The organism is Agarivorans sp. TSD2052 (assembly GCF_023238625.1).
Taxonomy (GTDB): Bacteria; Pseudomonadota; Gammaproteobacteria; order Enterobacterales; family Celerinatantimonadaceae; genus Agarivorans.
Window position 1 is genome coordinate 547,501 of the sequence record NZ_CP096670.1, and the last position, 22,498, is coordinate 569,998.

General features: G+C 44.2%; 15 protein-coding genes and 2 rRNA genes (1 of these 17 cut by a window edge). 13 read left to right on the plus strand and 4 right to left on the minus strand.

Annotated features, from left to right (window positions below):
• Window positions 1–874: ribosomal RNA gene (locus M0C34_RS02580) — 23S ribosomal RNA — on the plus strand (it extends 2,015 nt beyond the left edge of the window).
• A 113-nt stretch (window positions 875–987) separates the two neighbouring features.
• Window positions 988–1,103: ribosomal RNA gene (rrf, locus tag M0C34_RS02585) — 5S ribosomal RNA — on the plus strand.
• Between the two features lie 584 nt (window positions 1,104–1,687).
• Here the strand turns inward: rrf and M0C34_RS02590 are convergent.
• A complete protein-coding gene (locus M0C34_RS02590) occupies window positions 1,688–3,583 on the minus strand; it encodes a PglL family O-oligosaccharyltransferase (protein WP_248714098.1) in 1,896 nt (631 codons plus the stop codon).
• Between the two features lie 33 nt (window positions 3,584–3,616).
• Window positions 3,617–6,448 carry an excinuclease ABC subunit UvrA gene (gene uvrA, locus M0C34_RS02595; RefSeq protein ID WP_248714099.1) on the minus strand — a complete coding sequence of 944 codons (2,832 nt, stop codon included), beginning with the start codon at window positions 6,446–6,448 and terminating at the stop codon, window positions 3,617–3,619.
• Between the two features lie 166 nt (window positions 6,449–6,614).
• Between uvrA and M0C34_RS02600 the strand changes: the two genes are divergently transcribed.
• Window positions 6,615–7,985: an MFS transporter gene (locus tag M0C34_RS02600; protein WP_248715582.1), complete on the plus strand. Its 1,371-nt coding sequence runs from the start codon at window positions 6,615–6,617 to the stop codon at window positions 7,983–7,985.
• Between the two features lie 52 nt (window positions 7,986–8,037).
• The gene (gene ssb, locus M0C34_RS02605) at window positions 8,038–8,661 is read left to right on the plus strand and encodes a single-stranded DNA-binding protein (RefSeq protein WP_248714100.1); all 624 of its coding nucleotides are present in this window, start codon (window positions 8,038–8,040) and stop codon (window positions 8,659–8,661) included.
• Between the two features lie 82 nt (window positions 8,662–8,743).
• Here ssb and M0C34_RS02610 read toward each other — a convergent pair whose 3' ends face one another.
• Window positions 8,744–9,499 carry a S1 family peptidase gene (locus M0C34_RS02610; RefSeq protein WP_248714101.1) on the minus strand — a complete coding sequence of 252 codons (756 nt, stop codon included), beginning with the start codon at window positions 9,497–9,499 and terminating at the stop codon, window positions 8,744–8,746.
• 119 nt (window positions 9,500–9,618) lie between these two features.
• Between M0C34_RS02610 and M0C34_RS02615 the strand changes: the two genes are divergently transcribed.
• From M0C34_RS02615 to M0C34_RS02625, 3 genes are all read left to right on the plus strand, one after another.
• Window positions 9,619–10,479: a ThiF family adenylyltransferase gene (locus tag M0C34_RS02615; protein WP_248714102.1), complete on the plus strand. Its 861-nt coding sequence runs from the start codon at window positions 9,619–9,621 to the stop codon at window positions 10,477–10,479.
• 181 nt (window positions 10,480–10,660) lie between these two features.
• Complete coding sequence (locus M0C34_RS02620; protein WP_248714103.1) at window positions 10,661–11,617, plus strand: THxN family PEP-CTERM protein; 957 nt, start codon at window positions 10,661–10,663, stop codon at window positions 11,615–11,617.
• 156 nt (window positions 11,618–11,773) lie between these two features.
• Window positions 11,774–12,730 carry a PEP-CTERM/exosortase system-associated acyltransferase gene (locus tag M0C34_RS02625; RefSeq protein WP_248714104.1) on the plus strand — a complete coding sequence of 319 codons (957 nt, stop codon included), beginning with the start codon at window positions 11,774–11,776 and terminating at the stop codon, window positions 12,728–12,730.
• Window positions 12,731–12,762: 32 nt separating this feature from the next.
• On the opposite strand, the gene prsT is transcribed toward M0C34_RS02625, so the two are convergent.
• Window positions 12,763–15,501, minus strand: coding sequence for an XrtA/PEP-CTERM system TPR-repeat protein PrsT (gene prsT / locus M0C34_RS02630; protein WP_248714105.1), 2,739 nt, complete (start codon window positions 15,499–15,501; stop codon window positions 12,763–12,765).
• Window positions 15,502–15,697: 196 nt separating this feature from the next.
• Here prsT and tviB point away from each other — a divergent pair, with 196 nt between their 5' ends.
• The 6 genes from tviB to M0C34_RS02660 all read left to right on the plus strand — a co-directional run bounded on the left by tviB (window position 15,698) and on the right by M0C34_RS02660 (window position 22,494).
• Window positions 15,698–16,966 carry a Vi polysaccharide biosynthesis UDP-N-acetylglucosamine C-6 dehydrogenase TviB gene (gene tviB, locus M0C34_RS02635; protein WP_248714106.1) on the plus strand — a complete coding sequence of 423 codons (1,269 nt, stop codon included), beginning with the start codon at window positions 15,698–15,700 and terminating at the stop codon, window positions 16,964–16,966.
• A gap of 14 nt (window positions 16,967–16,980) precedes the next feature.
• Window positions 16,981–18,003 carry an SDR family oxidoreductase gene (locus M0C34_RS02640; protein WP_248714107.1) on the plus strand — a complete coding sequence of 341 codons (1,023 nt, stop codon included), beginning with the start codon at window positions 16,981–16,983 and terminating at the stop codon, window positions 18,001–18,003.
• Window positions 18,004–18,198: 195 nt separating this feature from the next.
• Window positions 18,199–19,254: a GNAT family N-acetyltransferase gene (locus M0C34_RS02645; protein WP_248714108.1), complete on the plus strand. Its 1,056-nt coding sequence runs from the start codon at window positions 18,199–18,201 to the stop codon at window positions 19,252–19,254.
• A 251-nt stretch (window positions 19,255–19,505) separates the two neighbouring features.
• Window positions 19,506–20,621, plus strand: coding sequence for an O-antigen ligase family protein (locus M0C34_RS02650; RefSeq protein ID WP_248714109.1), 1,116 nt, complete (start codon window positions 19,506–19,508; stop codon window positions 20,619–20,621).
• A gap of 64 nt (window positions 20,622–20,685) precedes the next feature.
• On the plus strand, window positions 20,686–21,573 hold the full coding sequence (locus M0C34_RS02655) for a polysaccharide pyruvyl transferase family protein (RefSeq protein WP_248714110.1): 888 nt from the start codon (window positions 20,686–20,688) through the stop codon (window positions 21,571–21,573).
• A 27-nt stretch (window positions 21,574–21,600) separates the two neighbouring features.
• Entirely contained in the window at window positions 21,601–22,494 is an 894-nt protein-coding gene (locus M0C34_RS02660) for a glycosyltransferase family 2 protein (protein ID WP_248714111.1), read from the plus strand.
• Window positions 22,495–22,498 lie beyond the last annotated feature (4 nt).

Here is a 22,498-nt window from a genome sequence, read left to right on the forward strand (position 1 = left end):
AGATGCGGTGTACCCGCGGCTAGACGGAAAGACCCCGTGAACCTTTACTACAGCTTGACACTGAACATTGACCCTACATGTGTAGGATAGGTGGGAGGCTTTGAAGCGTTGTCGCTAGATGATGTGGAGCCGACCTTGAAATACCACCCTTGTAGTGTTGATGTTCTAACGTTGGTCCCTTATCGGGATTGCGGACAGTGTCTGGTGGGTAGTTTGACTGGGGCGGTCTCCTCCCAAAGAGTAACGGAGGAGCACGAAGGTTGGCTAAGTACGGTCGGACATCGTACGGTTAGTGCAATGGCATAAGCCAGCTTAACTGCGAGACAGACACGTCGAGCAGGTACGAAAGTAGGTCATAGTGATCCGGTGGTTCTGTATGGAAGGGCCATCGCTCAACGGATAAAAGGTACTCCGGGGATAACAGGCTGATACCGCCCAAGAGTTCATATCGACGGCGGTGTTTGGCACCTCGATGTCGGCTCATCACATCCTGGGGCTGAAGTCGGTCCCAAGGGTATGGCTGTTCGCCATTTAAAGTGGTACGCGAGCTGGGTTTAGAACGTCGTGAGACAGTTCGGTCCCTATCTGCCGTGGGCGTTTGAGAATTGAAAGGAGCTGCTCCTAGTACGAGAGGACCGGAGTGGACGAACCGCTGGTGTTTGGGTTGTTATGCCAATAGCATTGCCCAGTAGCTACGTTCGGAACTGATAACCGCTGAAAGCATCTAAGCGGGAAGCAGGCCTTGAGATTAATTCTCACTAGGACTTTAAGTCCTCTGAAGGGCCGTTGGAGACTACAACGTTGATAGGCAAGGTGTGTAAGTGCTGTGAGGCATTGAGCTAACTTGTACTAATTACCCGTGAGGCTTAACCATACAACACCCAAGTGGTGTTGCTTATAGACATCTTATTTTTTATGACCAAGAGTACTTGTTATACTCGTGGGATGTTTTCAGCTTTTTCGAATGTTAAAGACAACAAGTTTTTGCCTGGTGGCAATAGCGTTGTGGACCCACCTGAACCCATGCCGAACTCAGAAGTGAAACGCAACTGCGCCGATGATAGTGTGGGGTCTCCCCATGTGAAAGTAGGTCACTGCCAGGCGCCTATTTAGAGAAAGCCTATCCTAACGGATAGGCTTTTTTTATGCCTGAGATTTAGTCGCAGGCTTTTAGTCACCGGCTACCATGCTGAGCTGATGGCCATGGATAGCCATGGGTAAGCATGCTTTTTCAGGCTGAAGAGAAAGCCGCTATGCTGCGCACCTGTTCCACTGCCAGAGTCTATTTAGAGAACGCCTATCCTAAGGGATAGGCTTTTTTATGCCTGATATTTAGTCATAGGCTTTTAGTCACAGGGTACTACGCTGAGCCGATAGCTATGGTTAGGCATGTGACAGTCGTCAGATAAACCGCCAGGCACTTATTTAGAGAAGGCCTTCGCTTTCATTACCCTGGAGTATTGTTGTTTATAGTCGGCACTTCATATCCCCATACCCATACATGATAGCGTGGTTCCGTTATTTAAAGACGGTCTTTGAAAGATCTCGGGCTTGGCTAATTGGGCTCGTTAGATAAATGACAAATGATTACAGTCAAAAGTAGCGCTTGTTTATTGATTTATTTCCAATGGTATAAGAAGGGATGTTGAATGCTTAGCAGAGCAACTAAATAGTCGTTTCCTGCCTATCAGTGAGCACTGGCTAAATGGAGGATTTTGGCAAGCCGAGGCTCGTTAGGAAACAACGTTATCGCCTCCATTTGTAACTGTTCGGCTTGTTTTATTTCGCCTAAGCTTACTAAGGCATTGATTTGATGAATGTACAAATTTAGCTTTGGCCGAGTGGATAATTGCTCGCGGTTCCAGTCTACATATTGTTTTAGGGCTTGCTCTCCTCGGCTAAGGGATGATAAATACCTAAACGAAACTCGCTCGGTATCAGGAAATAGCCACAGCGCTGTTAAATAACTCTCTTTAGCTTGCTTACTCATAGCGAGTGCTTTTAATGCAATGATTCTATTTAAGTAATGCTCCGTGCGGGTTTCTCTTTGTATTAAGGAATCAGACCACGACAAATAATTTTCTAGCTCCTCTTTAAGGCCTAATGTTAGTGCTGCTGATAATCGGTAAGACATAACATTAAACTGATAACGACCGAGAATAGGCAAAGGGTTCACAATGGATTCAAGTAACGCCACGTTACTTGATCCGGTTCGCTCAAAGCGAGTGAGGTGCTGGATAGCTTGTAAGCCGGTGAGCATAAAGGTTAAAGACGCCACTACTATGACAGCACCGGATACTTTAAAGGCAGAAATGACAGTCAAGTGTATAGTTTTTAGCTGCTGAGTTTCTGTACTTATTTTTCCAAGCAGTATGCAAAAGAGCACCCATAGAATCGCGGCATGATAGAACGGTAGTTCGGTCATATTGTGAAAAAGGCAAGGTAATAAGATCGCGAGGTACAAACAACCATAAGACAAATTGCCCTTGCGAGGGAATAAGCTTATCAGCAAATACCCTGATACACCCAGTAAGGCAATAAAAGGCAATATTCCCCCTTCAGCTAGCCACAATAAAAGCTCATTATGCGGATGAGCAAGATTAAACATAAAACCATCGATCAGTCCTGATGAGCCCATCGCGGCTTGGGTTTGATGGTAGGTTATCTCAAATGAGCCATATCCCCAGCCAAGTATCGGCTGCTGGGAAATAAGCTGCCAAGTTACCTTAAGCATATTTACGCGAAGATCTGCTGAGCCTCCTAATGCTCCACCTCTAGCTTGCCAGTCACTTGAGAATTGGATTGCTAATGGAATCGCAATCCCAATCGCTATGGCAAGTCCTAGTGCTGCCATTTCTTTTTTGGCGGCTTGTTTTATCAATAGCGGTATGCAAAGTGGGATAACCAACGTGAGCGCCCAAAATGAAGTGCGTGAGTCACTCAGTACTACCGCCCACATTGCAAAAAAACAGCCGCCGTATACCAATGTTCGTTGCAGTGTACTGCGCACGGCTTGTTGGCTAATTAGCCAAACGGCACAAGGAAGCGAAAATAACAAGAAGGTGCCGTAAACATTTGCTTGTTGAAATATCCCTGACGCTCTAGTTGAGAGAGTGTTGAATCCAAGCCAGTTGTTTTCACTGAGTAAGTAGATTTGAATCAGACCGTAGAGACTTTCTATCACTATTCCGGCGATGATGAGGTAAAAGATAGACTGCCACTGCTGACGAGTTAGTTGCAGTTGTATTACGGTAAAGATTAATAATAGTCCCGCGGTCATACCGATTAGCCGGCTAACAGCAAACCAAGCTAGCACGGCGTTAGGGTAAAGTATTGGGAGCCAAAGTAATGCGGTACCGATAGCGACTACCAATAGGCTGCGATTATAGCGCAAGGTTTTACTTGCGCTGACTTTGAATAAGCCTAGGCCTATTATTGGCCCAGCTATACACCATACGAGCAAATTAAACGGCAAAGACAAACCAGTGCCGCCTTGGTTATGCTGAAAATAGTGCATACCTAACAGTAACAGCGCGGCAAATAGGGCAATAAAACATCGCTCTATGGTTAGTTTAGCTAACATTACTCTTCCGTGAATTAAGTGCTGACCCTGCTACTATTTTTGTTTCAGCATTGGTTTCAAAAAGCGAGCTGTGTGAGAACGAGCTTCTTCTGCTACATCCTCTGGTGTGCCAGCAACCAGGATTTCTCCGCCGCCTTTACCGCCTTCAGGCCCTAAATCTACAATCCAATCGGCCGTTTTCACCACATCCAAATTGTGCTCAATAACCACAATGGTATTGCCGTGATCCCGTAAACGATGGATCACATCAAGTAACAACTGAATATCATGGAAATGCAAGCCGGTAGTTGGTTCATCGAGGATATATAGGGTTTGGCCGGTATCTCGTTTGCTCAATTCGCGCGCTAGCTTAACCCGCTGCGCTTCGCCTCCCGACAACGTGGTTGCTGACTGCCCTAACTTGATATAAGTCAGTCCTACATCAATCAATGTCTGTAGCTTTCTGGCGATAACTGGAACCGCATCGAAGTAGGGGCGGGCTTCTTCTATTGTCATATCTAGAATTTGATGAATGTTTTTGCCCTTGTATTTAATCTCAAGGGTTTCACGGTTGTAACGCTTGCCTTTACATACGTCACAAGGAACGTAAACATCGGGTAAGAAGTGCATTTCTACCTTGATAACGCCATCACCTTGGCAAGCTTCGCAGCGACCACCTTTAACATTGAAGCTAAATCGACCCGGTTTATAGCCACGAGAACGCGATTCCTGTGTAGCCGCAAACAGCTCGCGAATTGGGGTAAATATACCGGTGTAGGTCGCAGGATTAGAACGCGGTGTTCTGCCGATAGGGCTTTGGTCAATGTCGACAACTTTGTCGAGCTTGTCCAAACCTTCAATTTTCTTGTAGGGGGCGATATCTTCGCCAGCGGCACCATTAAGCTCTTTTTGTGCAATTTTATACAAGGTGTCGTTAATTAAGGTGGATTTACCGCTGCCTGATACACCGGTAACACAGGTTAGCAAGCCTAGGGGAATGGCCAAATCTACGTTTTTAAGATTATTGCCACTCGCGCCATTGAGCTTTAGCCAATCGCCTGCTGGAGTATGGCGTTGCTCAGGGATAGCGATAGACTTAACGCCACTGAGGTATTGACCGGTTAATGAGTTGGCGGTATTGATTACTTGCTGATACGACCCTTGTGCCACAATTTCACCACCATGAACCCCCGCTCCAGGACCAATATCAACTATGTAGTCAGCTGCTCGAATAGCGTCTTCGTCGTGTTCTACCACTATCACCGTGTTGCCAAGGTCGCGTAAATGGTTAAGGGTAGCAAGTAAGCGTTCATTATCCCGTTGGTGTAAGCCAATCGAGGGCTCGTCAAGCACATACATGACGCCAACCAAACCTGCCCCAATCTGGCTAGCTAGTCTGATTCGTTGTGCTTCACCGCCTGATAAGGTGTCGGCGCTGCGGTCAAGTGACAGGTAATCTAAGCCAACGTTAACTAGAAAGTTCAAACGCTCGCAGATTTCTTTTAATATTTTGTCTGCAATAGCGGCTCGTTGACCAGTTAATGTTAGCGAGCCAAAGAACTCAACCGCTTCACCAATTGATTTGCGACTTACTTGAGGTAAATTAGTGCTGCCAATAAACACATTACGCGCTTCTTCTCGCAAGCGACTTCCGCCACACCCTGGGCACTCTTGGTTGCTAATAAACTTAGCGAGTTCTTCGCGGACAGCATTTGATTCTGTCTCTTTGTAGCGGCGGCGCATATTGGGGATAATTCCCTCGAAAGGGTGTTTGCGCACGGTAACGTCACCACGGTCGTTCATATACCTAAATTCGATATTGGTCCGACCGGAGCCATGCAGTACCAAATGTTGGTGTTTATCACTGAGTTTTTCAAATGGCGCTTCTAGATCGAAACCAAAATGAGCTGCCAAAGACTTCAACATTTGATAGTAATAGAAGTTGCGCTTATCCCAGCCTCTAATCGCGCCCCCGGCTAAGCTAATGCTGGGGTTTAGGATCACTTTGTTGTCATCAAAAAACTGGTCAACACCTAAGCCATCACAAGTTTGACAGGCGCCAGCTGGGTTATTGAAAGAAAAAATCCGCGGCTCTAGCTCGGTCATGCTGTAGCCACAAACGGGGCACGCAAAGTTTGCCGAGAATAGCTGGCGAGTTTCGCCACTATCCATATCGACTAAAATCGCGGTGCCTTCTGCAAGCTCTAAAGCGGTTTCAAATGACTCGGCTAAACGCTGAGCAAGATCTTCACTGGCGCGTACTTTAAAGCGATCTATGACGACTTCAATATTGTGTTTTTTATGCAGCTCTAACTCTGGAGGGTCGCTTAAATCACAGACTTCACCGTCAATTCGTGCACGAATGAAACCTTGAGCGGCTAGGCTTTCTAAGGTTTTAACGTGCTCACCTTTGCGGTCTCGAACAACCGGAGCGAGCAACATCAACTTGCTATTTTCTGGCTCTTCAAAAACTTTATCGACCATTTGACTAATGGTTTGAGCTGCTAAAGGTAAGTGATGGTGAGGACAACGTGGTTCACCTACCCGAGCGTATAGTAGGCGCAAATAGTCGTAGATCTCGGTGATTGTGCCGACCGTTGAACGCGGGTTGTGCGAGGTTGATTTTTGCTCAATAGATATTGCCGGAGATAAACCTTCAATATGGTCAACATCTGGCTTCTCCATAAGCGATAGAAACTGTCTCGCATAGGCTGATAAGGATTCAACATAACGTCGTTGTCCTTCGGCATACAAGGTATCGAATGCCAGTGAAGATTTGCCCGAACCCGATAAACCAGTAATCACAATCAGTTTATCTCGAGGTAGGGTCAAAGAAATATTTTTTAGATTGTGGGTGCGAGCACCACGAATATCGATACTATCCATTGTTACCTGATAAATGCTGCAGTAAATCACTCAGTATTACATATTGTTTAGCATAATGCTTAGCCCAAGTAATGGCGATTTAGTCAGTTAGCGATCTGTAATCTTAAGCTGGTTTGAAGCTAAGTGGCTGTGGTAGCATTATCGGTTCTTTATTGATTAAATTTTGATGGTTGTGGTAGTGGAAGAAGGTTTGAATCCCACCGAAAAGCGCGGCGCGTATTCTTTGGCACTGTTGTTTGCCTTGCGTATGGCTGGTTTGTTTATGCTTATGCCTGTATTGGTGATTTATGGCCAGCAGCTAAACGGTTTTTCACCGCTATGGGTGGGGTTTGCGATAGGTGCCTATGGCTTAACGCAAGCTATGTTTCAAATACCGATGGGCTGGTTGTCAGATCGTGTTGGACGTAAACCGGTTATTTTTTTGGGGCTCGCTATTTTCGCCTTAGGTTCGGTCGTCGCAGCGCTGGCCGATTCAATCTATGGTGTTGCTCTCGGTCGCGCTTTACAGGGAATGGGAGCGATTGCCAGCACGGTAATGGCCTTAGCTGCTGATTTAAGTCGAGAAACCCAGCGCGCCAAGGTGATGGCTTTTATCGGTGTAAGCATTGGCTTGTCGTTTGCGGGTTCTTTGGTCTTAGGACCTGTGCTGTCGGCCTTGTTGGGATTATCAGGCTTATTTTGGCTGATCGCTGCGCTTGCCATTGTGGCGATGTTGGTGGTTCATTTTATTGTGCCAAATGCCGAAGTTAAAGCGCCTAGAGGCGAAGTGAATGCCAACTCCGAACAAATGCTTAAGTTGCTAAAACATCCTCAATTAGTCCGCTTAGACTGGGGGGTATTCACTTTACACTTGGTGCTTACCGGGTTATTCGTCATTATGCCATTGCGTTTACTTGATGCTGGCTTAGCCGCCGAGCAGCATTGGCAGGTCTATTTACCCGCTGTATTAGTGTCGTTTGTGCTCATGGTGCCTTTGCTGATTATTGCCGCTAAACGTAATCAGCAGCGCGGTTATTTTATCTTTGCGATTAGCTTGTTGTTGTTAGCCAATGTTTTGTTGTTGGTAGAGCATGGCTCTATATGGCTATTGGGTATCATTCTCACCCTATTTTTTGTGGGTTTTAATTACCTAGAAGCAAGTTTGCCAGCACTGATTTCAAATCTTGCCCCCCCTGGAAACAAAGGTGCAGCGCTGGGGGTATTTTCTACGAGTCAGTTTTTGGGCGCATTCGTTGGTGGAAGTAGTGCCGGAGCCCTATATATGGCTGGCGGCATGGTGGCGGTGTGTTGGTTTACCATCAGCCTATTGCTGATTTGGATATTGGTTAGTTTGGGAATGCGTGCGCAAAGCGGTATAAAAAGTTATTCGTTGGCGATATCATCTGCCGACAAACCTGCAAGCTTATTGGCAAAACTTCAGGTTTTACCTGGAGTTGTAGAAGCGGTGATGATTGCTAGCGATCACACGGTTTACCTTAAAGTAAAAACAAAAGAATTTGAATTGGCTAGAGCATTGGATTTGGTGCGAGCAGCCTAGTATGATAGCGGGTCTTCCTCGCCACAACAGATAGATTATAGGAGCGAAATACATGGCCACTCGGGGCATTAATAAAGTAATTTTGGTTGGAAATTTAGGACAGGATCCTGAAGTCCGTTTTATGCCAAACGGAGGGGCCGTCGCCAACATTACCATTGCTACTTCAGAAAGTTGGAGAGATAAGCAAAGCGGCGAACAAAAAGAGCGGACAGAATGGCACCGTGTGGTGTTGTTCGGCAAATTGGCTGAAGTGGCTGGTGAATACCTTAAAAAGGGTTCTCAGGTATATATTGAAGGTCAATTACAAACACGTAAGTGGCAAGATCAAAGTGGTCAAGACCGTTTCTCTACGGAAGTGGTTGTGCAGGGCTTTAATGGTGTTATGCAAATGTTGGGTGGTCGTCCTGGTGGCGGTGCATCACAGCAACAAGGTAATTGGGGTGGGCAACAAGCTGCTGCTCCTAGTGCGCCGGCGCAACAAGGTGGCTTCCAGCAACAGGCTGCGCCACAACAGCAAGGTGGCTTCCAGCAAGCACCGCAACAGGCGGCTCCCCAGCAAGGTGGCTATCAGCAACAAGCTAAGCCTGCTGCTGCACCTCAGCAAGCGCCAGCACCACAAGCAGCTCCTCAGTTTAATGAGCCGCCAATGGATTTTGATGACGACATTCCGTTCTAGAAAGTGTATTTTTTGAACGTGTAGATTGAATGATTTAAGGGCCTGTTTTTACAGGCCCTTTTTATATTTATGTAATGACGGGCTAATTTTTCAGGGAGTTGAGCAGTTGCTGTAGGTGTATAACCGGTATCGCGTAACTAATCGCACTGGGGTCCGACAACACAGCTTCTTTGGTTGTTTTTACAAACACTTTGTTAATAATAGCGATGACTTGGCCCGTTTCAGGGTGATACAAAGGGCTGCCGCTATTGCCAGGGTATGCAGTTGCGTCTAACTGGTAGATATTATAAGGCGCTTTTAACCTTTTTAATTGGGCTAAGTTTAGTTCACTGGCATTGCGAGCGGGTATCACTACAGGCGTAATGCTTGAAATAATACCGCGATGCGTTACCGGATATAAACCGAGAACAGCCCCAATCGGAAAGCCGGTAAAAGCATATAGTTCGCCTTCCCTTACTTCCTGTGTAGATAAAACCATCGGCCTGAGTGCTTTTCCTTCTATTTGTAGTAGGGCTAAATCATGCTGTTGATTACTGGCGACGACTGTTGCAAACCTAAGCTCCGGCGAGCGACCTTGGCCAACAAATACCACCAGTTTTTCATTTTGTTGCTGATTGAGGCTTTTGGGGATCACATGAGCGTTGGTGGCTATGAGGTGTGCACCAACCACAAACCCTGTTCCTCTTAGGCTAGCACGAGGAGAGTTGAGCCTGTTATAAGTGCCAATACCCACTACTGAAGGTTTGATCTTTTCAATTGTGTCAGCAAGTTCGCTTAATGCTTCTAAACTAAACAGTGAAGAAAGTGACGCAATGATAACGATCAAGACTAGTTTCATACTATATTCTTCCTTGAGAACTGCTTTATCTTAATTTTACTATGTACTAGAGCAAGTTAGTATAAAACCCAGTGATATTCCATGGTGTTGAATGTCGCCAAGTAAAAGGCCAATTAATCATGAGTTTTAATTACGAAGATGCTTTTTCAAGAAACATCGGTTGGGTAACTGATGCTGAGCAGCAAATACTGCGTGGCAAGCGGGTAGCAATGGCGGGGGCTGGCGGAGTGGGCAGCGAGCACATTGTTACGCTAGCGCGCTTAGGTGTTGGCAAATTTCATATTTCAGATTTCGATGAATACGAGGTGCATAACTTCAACCGGCAAGCTGGCGCATTTATGTCTACTGTAGGGCAGGAAAAAGTGAAGGTGATGGAAAATATTTGTTTGGATATCAATCCTGAAGCCGAGGTGAAGTCTTTTCCTGAAGGGATCTTCGAGCACAACGTTGATGAATTTTTAGACGGTGTAGATGTGTACGTGGATAGTTTAGATTTTTTTGCTTTATCTGCCCGAAAGTTAGTGTTTCAAAAGTGTCTAGAAAAGAACATTCCTTTAGTTACCGCGGCACCCTTGGGAATGGGCTGCGCATTTCTATGTTTTATGCCGGGTAGCATGACCTATGAAGAATATTTTCGTTTTGAAGATGCCAGTAGTGAGAATGAGCAGTATATCAAATTCTTGATTGGCCTATCGCCAGCAATGTTACAGCGGCCTTACTTGGTTGATCCCAGTAAAGCTGACTTTCACGCAAAGAAAGGTCCATCGATGCCAATGGCGGTGAAGATGTGTGGCGGAATAGCGGGGACGTACGTGTTAAAAATTTTGTTAAATAGAGGAGATCTAATTACTGCGCCTCACGGTCTGCACTTTGATGCGTATAGGAATCGCTTTAAAAAAACTTGGCGCCCCATGGGAAACAGAAACCCTCTGCAGCGTATTGTATTTGGCGTGGCTAAAAAAATAGTATTGAGTAAATAGATCCTAATGATCCTTTAAGGGTGTTAAGATCGATATCAGGGTGTCAGATATTTTTACATTTCATTCATTCTTTCACCAGCCTCTTCATCTAACTTGTTGTAATAATTAGATATAAAAACTTGGCACTATGTTTGCTTTATTAAGCTTGTATCCGAATTACATGACCAAATGGACGGGCGACATGAATAAATTGAAAGTGACACTACTAGCAGCGAGCTTGGGTTTTGCAAGCATCTCAGCAAACGCTGTACTTATTACAGAATGGAGCTACCTAAACGACGCAGGCTTTGATGCATACACCTCTGATTTGGGTTCTGACCCAATCGATCAGACTGGTATCACTGCTACTGGTGAAACGTTAGACGAGTTTGACACGATGTTTGGTGGCGAATTACCAAAAGATTTGGCTTGGGGTAACCCTTGGATTCCGCAAAATCCAGAAGGTAAACAGAGCCAGTTAGTTATCGACGATGCTAAGGGTACAGCTTTAGGTGATGGTACAGTTCTAACCAGTAAAGTTGACGGCGCGCTACAAGGTGGTTTGCTTGATACTGATTGGACTGACGGTACTGGCTTAGTTCATAACAACTACGGTGTATCTGGAGACTTTTTGGAAGGTGCATTGTTGTATGATGGTCTTTTCCTAGCGCCTGCTGAGCCTTTTGCTACTCCGTTAGCTCCTGCACCGCTGTTAGTATTCGCAGTTTTGTTTGAAGAAACAACTAACTACCCAGGTGGTGATTTAGTCGCCGGTTCTACTTGTGCTTATGGTGATGGTGTTACGGGTGAAGTGGGCACAGACAACGAGTTTGGCTGTTCAGATTTGTTCACGGTTGTTATTCCTGATGACGTATCTTACACACAAGACCCTGATGGTACTCTTTACTTGTCAAATAACTTCCAAATTGATGACGAGTACGTTTACACCATTACAACACGTTTAGCTGGTCTAGAAGCTGTTGAGAACGTAGCTTGTGTAACTGGTGCAACTTGTTTAGGTTTCGTGACCGTTGAAGGTTCTGACAACGAATTAAGTGCAGCATTTTCTATCACAGCAACCTCAGTAACAGAGCCTGGTACCTTAGCTATCTTTGGTCTTGGTCTGCTAGGTTTGGCATCTGTTCGTCGCCGTGCATAATGCTTAATTAAACGTCGCTAACATTTAGCATTGCATACATAAAGCGCAGACTCGTTCTGCGCTTTTTTTTTCTGCCAACCTGCCCCCTATCATTCCAGCTATGTTCTAAACTATAAATGCAGCGTTTTGGCTAATTAGACACTTTGAGAGCCACTTATGATTCGAAACAAGTTTGTGAAAAATCTGGCAACTTATCCCGTTATAGGTGCGGCAGTAAGAGGTGGTATTTCGCTATTGGTGAAGCGAGAAGCGAAACTTATTGCCCAACATTTCGCAGAGTATCTTCGCCCTGTTGTGGCTTATAAAAAAGATACTGTTAATGAAGCATTTCGGATCCGCCATGACGTGTACTGTGAGGAATTGAACTTCGAACCTGTTCGTGAAGACGGAATGGAGCAAGACGAATTTGATCAGTATTCTCGATTCTGCTTAATTGAACACAAGCCAACGACTAACTATGCGGGTTGTGTGCGAATTGTTTCACCTTCTAATAGTGATGAGTTATTACCCATTGAAAAGTTTTGCTCTTCGGCGATTGAAGGTGCCAAGTTTCACCCTTCTCAATTTGAACGCAATGAGATTTGTGAAATTTCTCGTTTAGCGGTTCGTCCTCAGTTTCGTCGCCGTAAAGCCGATAATTTCGACGGTGCAGCTGCTGGTGCGATTAATGAGCAAACTTACTCAGAAGAAGAGCTACGTTGTTTCCCGTTCTTGGCTATTGGTTTGTATCTATCTATAGCGTCATTAGCGGTTAGAGCGGGCACACATCATGCTTTTGTTATGATGGAGCCGCGTTTAGCGAGAAGCATGAGCTTTCTGGGAATTAAATTTGAACAGCTTGGGCCCGCGATTGAGTATCATGGCGTGCGAGCGCCTTATTACATTAGTGCTTCAATGTTGACTCGTAGCTTGCCTGTGGGTTTTCAAACGCTAATGAATAATATCGATAAAGAAGTCGAGAAAGGCTGCATGGCCGCTCGAAACAACGATGATAATGACGAGTATATTAAAAAAATGTATTCGCCAGACTTTGAGAAAAAAAAATCTCCCAATATGTCGATGCGGGAGAATTTTAAATGGTCTGATTCTAGCGGACTTTATATTCCGCAATAGTTGCCGTTAAACAACTATTGCGTTTACCTTACTTAGTTTAGCTGAGCTTCTAGCTCAGTTTTTTTATGGACCAACGCTGGCTCTATATCAACTAGCTTATCCAACAATTCTTTTGCCTGAGTAGTTTGTTTGTTAGCAATCAACGCCTCAACATAATGCAATCCAATTTCGTTACTTGCTTGTAGTTGATAGCTCTGCTCTAGTATTTGTTGGGCTTCACTTGCCTTACCTGATTTCAATAGCATATAGCCATAAGTGTCTTTCACTTGAGCTAGCTCAGGTTTTAACTGGTGAGCCTTAAGTGCATATTCAAGAGCTTGATTATGTTGGTCTTGCTGGTGCAAAACCCATGCAATGTTGTTCAAGGCTATAATGTTATTAGGCTCATTTTGCAGTATATTTTTATAGAGCTGCAAAGCTTGTTGAGGCTGCTTGTCCATTTGTAGTTCAGCGAGTTGTAATTTAAGGGGGGCCGCTAATTCACCATGCTCTTCTATTACTTGTGTGACGAAATCCTGTGCTTTAGCCAATTTTCCTTCTCGCTTGTAGCTTTGTATTAAGCGGCTCGCAGATTTAACACTTGGTAATTGAGCATATAGCTTTTCAAAGGTACTGGTCGCTTTCCCCCATTCTTGCTGAGCCGAATAAATAAAACCTTGTTGTTGTATAGCGGCTGGTGTTTCTAGCTGATTAGGAGGTAATTTGTTGAGCGCATTTTGGCTGCCATAGGTGTCGCCAGCTTTGAGTAATAATACGGAGTTAAGAAAATGTACTTTGGGATTAGTTTTGAATACTTGTGCAGCTCTATTACTTAAAGATACGGCTTCACTGAGCTGCCCTTTAGATTCGAGGACATTGATATTTTTTAAGTAGGCAACTAAAGATAGTGGAGAGCCATCCAACCAAGCTTGGTAAGTAGAATGGGCTTTTTCTGGCTGGCCTGTTTGTAAGTATAGGTCGCCAATTTGCCGCCAATGACGATCATTTCTCTGTAGCTCAGGGATTGCTGTTAGCGTGCTTAATGCAGATTGATATTCTTTTTGAGCGGTTAAAAGTAGCGCTTTTTGCTCAAGTAAGGTGGTGGAAGCCGGTAACAACAAAAGCTGTTCGTCAACGAGTACCTGCACTTGCTCCAACTTGTTAATTTGATTGGCATAAGTGGCCAAGTATTTGAATACGCTTTGGTTCTCTGGGTTTTCGCTCTTTAGTTGGTAAGCTTGCTTATAGGCCTCTTCGGTTTTTCCCTGATGCGCTAATACCGAAGAGCTGAATAGCCTAGCAGTTAAGTCTTGAGGGTTTACTTTTAAGATATCTTGGTAGGTTTGGAGTGCTTCGTCGTATTTTTCTTGTTGCTCTAGCATTGTGCCGAGGTAGAGTCGTACCGCTTGATCTTGCGGGATATTTGCTAACCACTCTCGTAACATCGGAATGACTTGTTCAATACCATCATTTTGGTAGTAATAAGCTTGTTGCCCTAAGAACGCTTGTGAGTGGGCAGGGTATTCATCAAGAACTTCTTGAAGAACGTTGATGGCGTTCGGATCATTACGTTTAACTAATAATAGCCCCAAACGCGTTTTTTCTGGTAAACCACCAGACTTAGCCGCTTTTTCTGCAAGGTTTAACGCCTCGTCATTTCGACCTAATTGATTCAGTTGTAGACTAGCATTACTGAGAAAAGCAGCGTTTTCCAGAGAAGAAGAGTCTTGCTGGTTTAATTGATCGATGGCTCCGTCTAACTGACCAAGTCTAAATTGAGTCGATACTAACAGCCTCTGAGCGAGTTGGTTTGAAGGGTCATTGCTAACAACCCTAGAGAGTAGCGGTAATGCCTGCTCATTATTGTTTAATCGATAGGCTGATACGCCAGCTACCATTTGCGTGGAAGGATTATTGGAACCGTTTTGGAGGGCCCTTGTTGCATGAGTGTATGCATCTAGATAGTTTTGTTTTTCATAAAAAATATAAGCTTTTAGCTGATTCGTCAGCATATGGTTTGGGGCTACCTTCAATAACTTATCTAAATAGGGTTCAGCTTCATCAAACTGTTTGTTTTTAACCAAGGCTTGCGCTAGATATAGAGTGAATTGCACCGCCTCTGGCGCTAACTCGACTGCTTGTTGGTATGAGGCAACGGCTGTGGCATTATCGTTTGCTAACGACGCTAGGTGTCCTTTGAGGAGCCAAACATCGGTATTGTCGGGGGCTTCTTGGCTCAATTGGTTAATGGTTTCATTGGCACTAGCCAGTTGTTGCTCAGCGGCTGAAATACTGGCTTTCACCATGGTAGAATAGGTTCCTTCTATTCCCAGATCTTGAGCTTGACTCAAGGTTGTTTTCGCCTTGTCTACTTGACCATTTCTAAACAGCGCTAAAGCATGAATGGCTAATACTTCCGTTTCTACTTCGATACTCAAACGGCGATTTTCGAGCAGCAATTCCTCAATGTTTTCAGGTTGACCTTGATTCAAGTAAGTTCTTGCGAGTAAGGGGATAAGTTGATCTTTGTCAGCATTGAGCTCTAGCGCCCGCTCTAATTCTTTTTCAGCCGCTAGGTAATTACCACGTTCTAGATATATTTTGCCTAGAGTTAGCCTGGCTTGAGCTAAGTTAGCGTCTTTCTTAATCGCATTTTTTAGTTCGATAATCGCTGCGTTTTGGTTGTTCTCAGAAAGATAGCTAGACGCATTAGATAAATGTTGTTCGGCAGTATCCCCACCACAAGCTGTTAATGCGATAGTTAGGGCTGTAGTCGCCAGGATTCTTTTCATTCCAAACCTATGATTGCTCATATTCTTCCCTGTTTGTTGGATTGATATATCACCTTAAAATCATACAGCTTAATTAGCCTCATGTCCTACTTTGTGGGGTGATTTGTGGCTAACTGAACTTAGGCTCTTACTTTCTGTTTCAATATGCGGTTTAATTAGCCTTAGAAAACTGTTTTCAAATTAAATGGATATATACATGGACGTGAGTATTGCCGTAATTGGCCTAGGTTATGTTGGCTTACCTTTAGCTGTCGAATTTGCTAAAAAGCGCACCGTAGTGGGTTTTGATATCAACCAAGGTCGCGTGTCCGAGCTACAGCAAGGTGTTGATCTTACACAAGAAGTAAGCAAAGACGAATTACAGGAAGTTGCTGGAAATATGTCTTACAGTTGCCAAATCGAAGACCTAGCAAAATGTAACGTATTCATCGTTACCGTGCCTACGCCGATTACTGAGCACAAGCAGCCAGACCTTACTCCATTGATTAGGGCTAGCGAAACGGTAGCTAAAGTATTAAAGCCCAACGATATTGTTATCTATGAGTCGACTGTTTACCCAGGTGCGACAGAAGAACAATGTGTTCCGGTGCTGGAAAAAAATTCGGGTCTAATATTCAATAAAGACTTTTATGTTGGCTATAGTCCTGAGCGGATTAACCCTGGCGATAAAACTCACCGTGTTTCTACCATTAAAAAAATCACTTCAGGCTCAACACCTGAAATAGCCACTATCGTTGATAATCTTTACGGCGAGATTGTTGTGGTGGGGACTCATAAAGCCACTAGCATCAAGGTTGCTGAAGCTGCGAAAGTGATTGAAAACACTCAGCGTGATGTAAACATTGCCTTAATCAATGAATTGGCTCTTATTTTTAATCGCTTAGATATAGATACTGAAGCCGTATTGGAGGCTGCCGGTACCAAGTGGAACTTCTTACCTTTCCGCCCTGGTTTGGTTGGTGGCCACTGTATCGGTGTTGATCCATACTACCTCACTCATAAAGCGGAATCGATCGGCTATCGCCCTGAAGTAATTTTAGCGGGGCGTCGTATCAACGATAATATGGGCCGTTACGTGGTATCACAGTGTATTAAAGCGATGGTTAAGCGCAATATTTCTGTGGTGAACAGTAAGATACTTATCTTGGGCTTAACCTTTAAAGAAAACTGTCCAGATATTCGTAATACCAAGGTTATCGATATTGTGCATGAGTTTGCCGATTATGGTGTGCAAGTTGACACCTATGATCCATGGGCGGATAAGCAAGAGTGTCACGATGAGTATGGTATTGACCTTGTTGAATCCCCTCAGGCTGATAGTTATGACGCGATTATTCTTGCAGTAGCGCATCAACAGTTTAAAGACATGCCGGTGGAAGATATCCGTGCGTTTGGTAAGTCTGAACATGTGCTTTATGATCTTAAATACCTACTGCCAGCTGACGCTAGCGACCTTCGCTTGTAAATAGGAGTTTAATAGTGACTCGTTTTAAACAAGTCTGTGAGCAGTTGCAGGCACAGCCAAAGGTATGGGCGATTTCAGGGGTTGCTGGCTTTATTGGCTCTAACCTTTTAGAAGCCTTGCTAAAGCTCAATCAGAAAGTGATTGGTCTCGATAACTTTGCCACAGGTCATCAACACAACCTCGATGAAGTAAAGAGTTTAGTGACAGAACAGCAATGGCAGCAATTTCAGTTTATCGAAGGGGATATTCGTAACCTAGATACGTGTAAACAATTTGTCTCTGGTGCTGATTATGTTCTTCATCAAGCGGCTTTGGGCTCAGTACCCCGTTCTATTAATGACCCTATTACGACTAATGAAGTGAATATTTCAGGGTATTTAAACATGCTGGTGGCGGCCAAAGAGCTGCAAGTTTCGGCGTTTGTTTATGCTGCCTCTAGTTCTACTTATGGCGATCATCCTGATTTACCCAAAGTAGAGGGTGTTATTGGTAACCCGTTGTCGCCTTATGCAGTAACTAAATATGTCAATGAGCTTTATAGCTCGGTGTTTGAACGTAGTTACGGCTTTCCCTCTATTGGCTTACGTTATTTTAATGTGTTTGGTCCACGCCAAGATCCTAATGGGGCCTATGCGGCCGTTATCCCCAAATGGACCGCGGCTTTGATTGATGAAGAACAGGTTTTCATCAATGGTGATGGTGAAACTAGTCGAGACTTTTGCTTTATCGATAATGTTGTGCAAATGAATATTTTGGCGGCAACCGCCGATCTAGCCAGCAGTGAAGTCTTTAATGTCGCGCTAAACGACCAAACTAGCTTAACGCAGTTGTACGACCTTCTTCGTGACAATCTAGCTAAACATGGTGTTGAACGAGAAGCTAAGCCAGAGTATCGAGATTTTAGAGCCGGAGATGTAAGGCATTCAAGAGCCGATATAAGCAAAGCTAATCAACTACTCGGATATGCGCCAGAATTTACTATTGGTCAGGGTTTAGCACTTGCGATGCCTTGGTACATTAATCAGTCTAGCCTCTAAAATTTGATTAGATTGGTGCTGTTGGCTTACAGACTATGACAGCGTAAAGAGTTGAAGCAGTACTATGACCCTTTCAAGGAATGAAAGAGCGACCCAAGTAATAAACCAGCGGCAAAATATTCGCTGGTTTTTGTCTTTATTATTTAGCTCGTTATGCCTTTTTAAGGGCTCGGACATTGCTGTGCGAGTTAGCCAATGATGAGCGCTGCTAAGATACGTTGGCAAACCTTGGAAACCTTGGATGAGTTGTTTTCTTTAGAACAACAATGGGACCAATTAGCATTAACGTGCAGCGCGAGTTTGTTTAGCCAATGTCGTTGGGTGAAGCAGTGGGCTGAACAGTTTTGGCATTCAGGATGTTGTTTGAGCTGTTTAGCTGGATTTGATGGTGAGACCTTAGTTGCTCTGGCTCCATTCTACTCTCAAGTGGAAGGGCGCGGGCTAAAATTACAGCGTCTATCAGTGTTGGCTCAAGGAGAAGAAGAGCGTGCTGAACTGGCATCTGAGTATCCCGATATTTTAGTTGATCCTTTGTATAAGGGCATCGCTCAGCCGGTAATATTAGCATGGTTCACACAGCTTAAGGTGGATGTGTTTTATTGCCGAGCCTTGAAACAAAGCAGTTTGTTGTATGAGATTTTAGCTAGTCAGCCAAAGCTGATTGTGAATAGCGCTAGAGGCTACTCGTTGGGCTCTGAGGGGTGGTCAATCAATCAACTTAGCCGCAACGGGCGTTCACAATGGCGACGAGCTGATAAGGCGTTAAAGCAGCAAAATGCAGAGTTTAAATGGCTTAACAGCGATGAGATTAACCTGCAGTGGTCAGCATTAATTGCTTTTCACCAAATTAGGTGGAAACAGAAAGGCAAAGCAGGGGCCTTTGCAGACTCTCGTTTTATTGCTTTCCATGAACAGTTTGCTCAGGGGTGCCCGGAAAATGTTGCAATGAGCGGGGTCTTCATTGCAGGTAAAGCAATAGCGCTAAATTACTACTTACTAGACCAAAATAATTTGTACTTTTATCAATCTGGTTGGGATGAACACACTTACTCTCGCTATTCGCCTGGCTTTGCTTTGCATGTCTGGAGCATTATTAACAATCCGGTTACGCGCTATGATTTTATGATGGGGGCTCAATCAGCGAGTTATAAGGCCAAATTCTCATGTGATGAAAGCGCAATGGCCAATTTTTCTTTAATTAAATCTCCTTGGAGGACAAGACTATTCAAACTCGTCAACAAAATCCTTTAGGAGTTAAAGGTAACCCTGCTGGAAGAATACAGTTTCCTGTAAAAGAGAAAACAGCGCCTTTAGCCTTCTTTTTTCTTTGCTTGTACTCCATCGCTGTGCTTATTCGCCCGCATGAATTTTCCATTGCTACTTCCGAATACATAGTCGTTAAGGTTTTTGCGATCCTCTCTTTTACTTTTACTTTGTTGACGTTAAGGCCGATAAAACTACATGCTCAGCATTTTCTGTTACTTGGCTTGGTTCCATTGATTATGGTTTCGGCCGTTTTGAATGGCTGGGGCGGTGGCGGAGTCATACAGGCGCAACGCTTATTCGTCAGTTCAATCATTCCGTTCTTCCTCTATAGTGCTTTGATTACTTCGCCAAATAGACAGCGTATGTTAATGCTGATATGTATCGCTGCAGCATTAATCATGGTTTACAACGGTCACATTCAGCAAGCCTCATTTAACGGTAAATATGGCATCGGAATTGGTAATAGTATCACTGTCGGTCGAGAAGAAATGCGAATCACTTACCTTGGCTTCTTTAGTGATCCTAACGACTTAGGTATGTTTTTAGTGATGAATATGCCATTTGTCGCTTATTTCTATGGCCGGGGTGGGGCTATTGTAAAAATCGCAATGTTAGCGATTCTCGTGGCCTTTGGGTATGGCGTGTATATGACTGGCTCTAGGGGCACACTATTGGGTTCAGTGGCGGTTATCGGTATTTATTTCTTGATTAGCAATGCAGGTGCTCGCTTAGTGTTGTTCATTTCTTTAAGTGCGCCGATTGCGGCAACATTGCTGGCCTCTTTTGGCGGCTTATCTTCCTCTGAGTCCTCAGCAGCAGGTCGCCTCGACGCTTGGTACGATGGAATTCAAATGCTTATTCATAATCCCATGTTTGGTGTGGGCATGAGTAATTTTATCGATGAGCATGGCAAAGTCGCTCACAATTCTTACGTGCATGTTGCCGCCGAACTGGGTATACCGGGGTATAGTTTTTGGGGCGGAGCTCTGGTGCTTAATATGCTGGTGGGTTATGCCATTTTGAAACGCTATAACCGATTCCCCAATGAAGAAGACCCTGCGGATTTAGAGGTGTCTGAAGACACCTCTACACAATACCAAGAGGAAGCTAGCCTTAATAAAACGCTGTTCTACTCTATGGTCGGCTTTATGGTCACCGCTTTCTTCTTGAGTCGTCAGTTTACTTTATTGATGTTTATTTTTATGGGGATGCAAACGGCGAGTCATCTTCGCTTGATGAAGCTTCGCCCGAATTTAGTGGAATTGTTTTCTGCAAAAATGGTGTGGCGATGTATGGGGTATAGTTGGGCGATTATTGTTGCCGTGTATATGACGTTAAAAGTTGGCTTATAAGCTCTAAATAGGTAAATAGCTCTGTTAAATGGGGCTGTATAACAAAGGATTAACTAGGTTAAAAATGCAATTATTTTACTACAAGGATGAAGTGGGCAATTTTGGGGATGATTTAAACCCTTGGTTGTGGCCGCAATTACTGCCAGACTTTTTTAATGATGATCCCTCTGAGCAATTGGTGGGTATCGGCACATTACTTAATCATCGTTTACCTAGTAATAAAACCTTACATATTGTTGGCTCTGGTGTCGGTTATGGTCAGTTACCCAACGTCACCGAGCACTGGAAAGTACATGCGGTTAGAGGGCCTTACAGTGCCAAAGCACTGAATTTGGACCCCAGTACGGCCGTCACTGACTCTGCTCTTTTATTGAGAAATGTAATGGAGCCTAACTATAAAGCTGATGGTGATATTGGCTTTATGCCCCACTATTTAAGTTGTCGCAGTGCTGATTGGCAAAACATCGCTGAAGCCTGTGGTTTCCGATTTATTTCTCCAGAATGGTCGGTCGACAAAGTCTTTGCTGAAATGGCGCAATGTAAATTTATGCTCACTGAAGCAATGCACGGGGCGATTGTTGCTGATGCTTTGCGCTTACCCTGGAAAGCGGTGATTTTGGGTGCTCATGTTAACCAAGTGAAGTGGCAAGACTGGCTCTCTACCGTTGATATGCGATATAAGCCTGAAAAGGTACCTAATTATTTTTATTGTCAGCCAATCAGCACGGTTAACTCGATTAAAGACGAAATAAAGCGTCAATTGCAAAGTGCAGGCTTAGGCAAAAACTGGTACAAACCTAAACCGCGGAATTCGAGTGAGCAAACTCGCTCTGAGGTCTGTAGGAGCCTCAGTGCTATCGCTAGTAATGCCCAGGGTGAACTGAGTAGTGAGCTCATCCAAAACAAACTAATTGTTCGCCTTAATCAATGCCTCGATGTATTACAGCAATAGCTTAGCAAAAGTGGGGAGTGGTAAATTATGACCAGTACAGTCAGTATCATTATGCCAGCTTATAACGCGGCTGCATTTATCGGTAAGGCGATTGATTCGATACTTAATCAAGGGTTTAGTGATTACCAGATTATCGTGGTTGATGACGGTTCGAAGGATCATACTCTAGAGGTGTTAGAACAATACGCCGACGACATCACTTTAATCACGCAAGCAAATGGTGGCGCATCGAAAGCTCGAAATACCGGGATTAAAGCGGCTACGGGTGATTTTATTGCCTTTTTAGATTCCGATGACCTATGGCGAACGCAAAAACTAGCATTACAAGTTGATGCGATGCAAAAAAATCCTAATTGGGTGGCTTGTTATACCGAAACTTCATACAAGGCCGATGAAGAGCGTAACGTTCAAGATGAAAGGATATCAGCGACCTTAGTCGGGAAAAGCTTACAGCAAGTGTTCCTGCATCCCTACTTGGTTACATCGTCATTTATGGTTCGACGAGAAATACTCGCTAAGGTTGGGGGGTTTGATGAAAGCTTAAAGACTGCTGAAGATATTGATTTGTACTTGCGTGTCGCGGAACAAGGTGTCATTGGCCAAGTGCAAAAAAGTTTAGTCTGGAAGGCTGACATCGAAGGTAGTTTAGGCAGTTTGTTGTCTTCCTATCAAGATAACCTCGATGTTGTTGACGCTTTTCTTGCACGCCAAGCAGAGATTGAGCAGTGGCGCAGCTTAGTTGGTAAAGTTAAGGCCAAGATTTTCTTTGACTGGGGTAAAGACTTGTTGTGGAATCAACAAGCTTATCCAGCCTTTAAAGTGCTTTCTCGCTCATTGTTGTTGAAGTTCAGTACGGCTACCATTTGGTTAATGATTAAAGCTCTCGTAAAAGGCATGTTGAATTCAATTAAGCCTGCTTAAATGA

What these genes read in the sequence shown, in the direction of transcription:
- M0C34_RS02590 (WP_248714098.1), bottom strand. Translation starts at nt 3,583, where the DNA reads ATGTTAGCTAAACTAACCATAGAGCGATGTTTTATTGCCCTATTTGCC.
- uvrA (WP_248714099.1), bottom strand. Translation starts at nt 6,448, where the DNA reads ATGGATAGTATCGATATTCGTGGTGCTCGCACCCACAATCTAAAAAAT.
- M0C34_RS02600 (WP_248715582.1), top strand. Translation starts at nt 6,615, where the DNA reads ATGGTTGTGGTAGTGGAAGAAGGTTTGAATCCCACCGAAAAGCGCGGC.
- ssb (WP_248714100.1), top strand. Translation starts at nt 8,038, where the DNA reads ATGGCCACTCGGGGCATTAATAAAGTAATTTTGGTTGGAAATTTAGGA.
- M0C34_RS02610 (WP_248714101.1), bottom strand. Translation starts at nt 9,499, where the DNA reads ATGAAACTAGTCTTGATCGTTATCATTGCGTCACTTTCTTCACTGTTT.
- M0C34_RS02615 (WP_248714102.1), top strand. Translation starts at nt 9,619, where the DNA reads ATGAGTTTTAATTACGAAGATGCTTTTTCAAGAAACATCGGTTGGGTA.
- M0C34_RS02620 (WP_248714103.1), top strand. Translation starts at nt 10,661, where the DNA reads ATGAATAAATTGAAAGTGACACTACTAGCAGCGAGCTTGGGTTTTGCA.
- M0C34_RS02625 (WP_248714104.1), top strand. Translation starts at nt 11,774, where the DNA reads ATGATTCGAAACAAGTTTGTGAAAAATCTGGCAACTTATCCCGTTATA.
- prsT (WP_248714105.1), bottom strand. Translation starts at nt 15,501, where the DNA reads ATGAAAAGAATCCTGGCGACTACAGCCCTAACTATCGCATTAACAGCT.
- tviB (WP_248714106.1), top strand. Translation starts at nt 15,698, where the DNA reads ATGGACGTGAGTATTGCCGTAATTGGCCTAGGTTATGTTGGCTTACCT.
- M0C34_RS02645 (WP_248714108.1), top strand. Translation starts at nt 18,199, where the DNA reads ATGATGAGCGCTGCTAAGATACGTTGGCAAACCTTGGAAACCTTGGAT.
- M0C34_RS02650 (WP_248714109.1), top strand. Translation starts at nt 19,506, where the DNA reads ATGGTTTCGGCCGTTTTGAATGGCTGGGGCGGTGGCGGAGTCATACAG.
- M0C34_RS02655 (WP_248714110.1), top strand. Translation starts at nt 20,686, where the DNA reads ATGCAATTATTTTACTACAAGGATGAAGTGGGCAATTTTGGGGATGAT.
- M0C34_RS02660 (WP_248714111.1), top strand. Translation starts at nt 21,601, where the DNA reads ATGACCAGTACAGTCAGTATCATTATGCCAGCTTATAACGCGGCTGCA.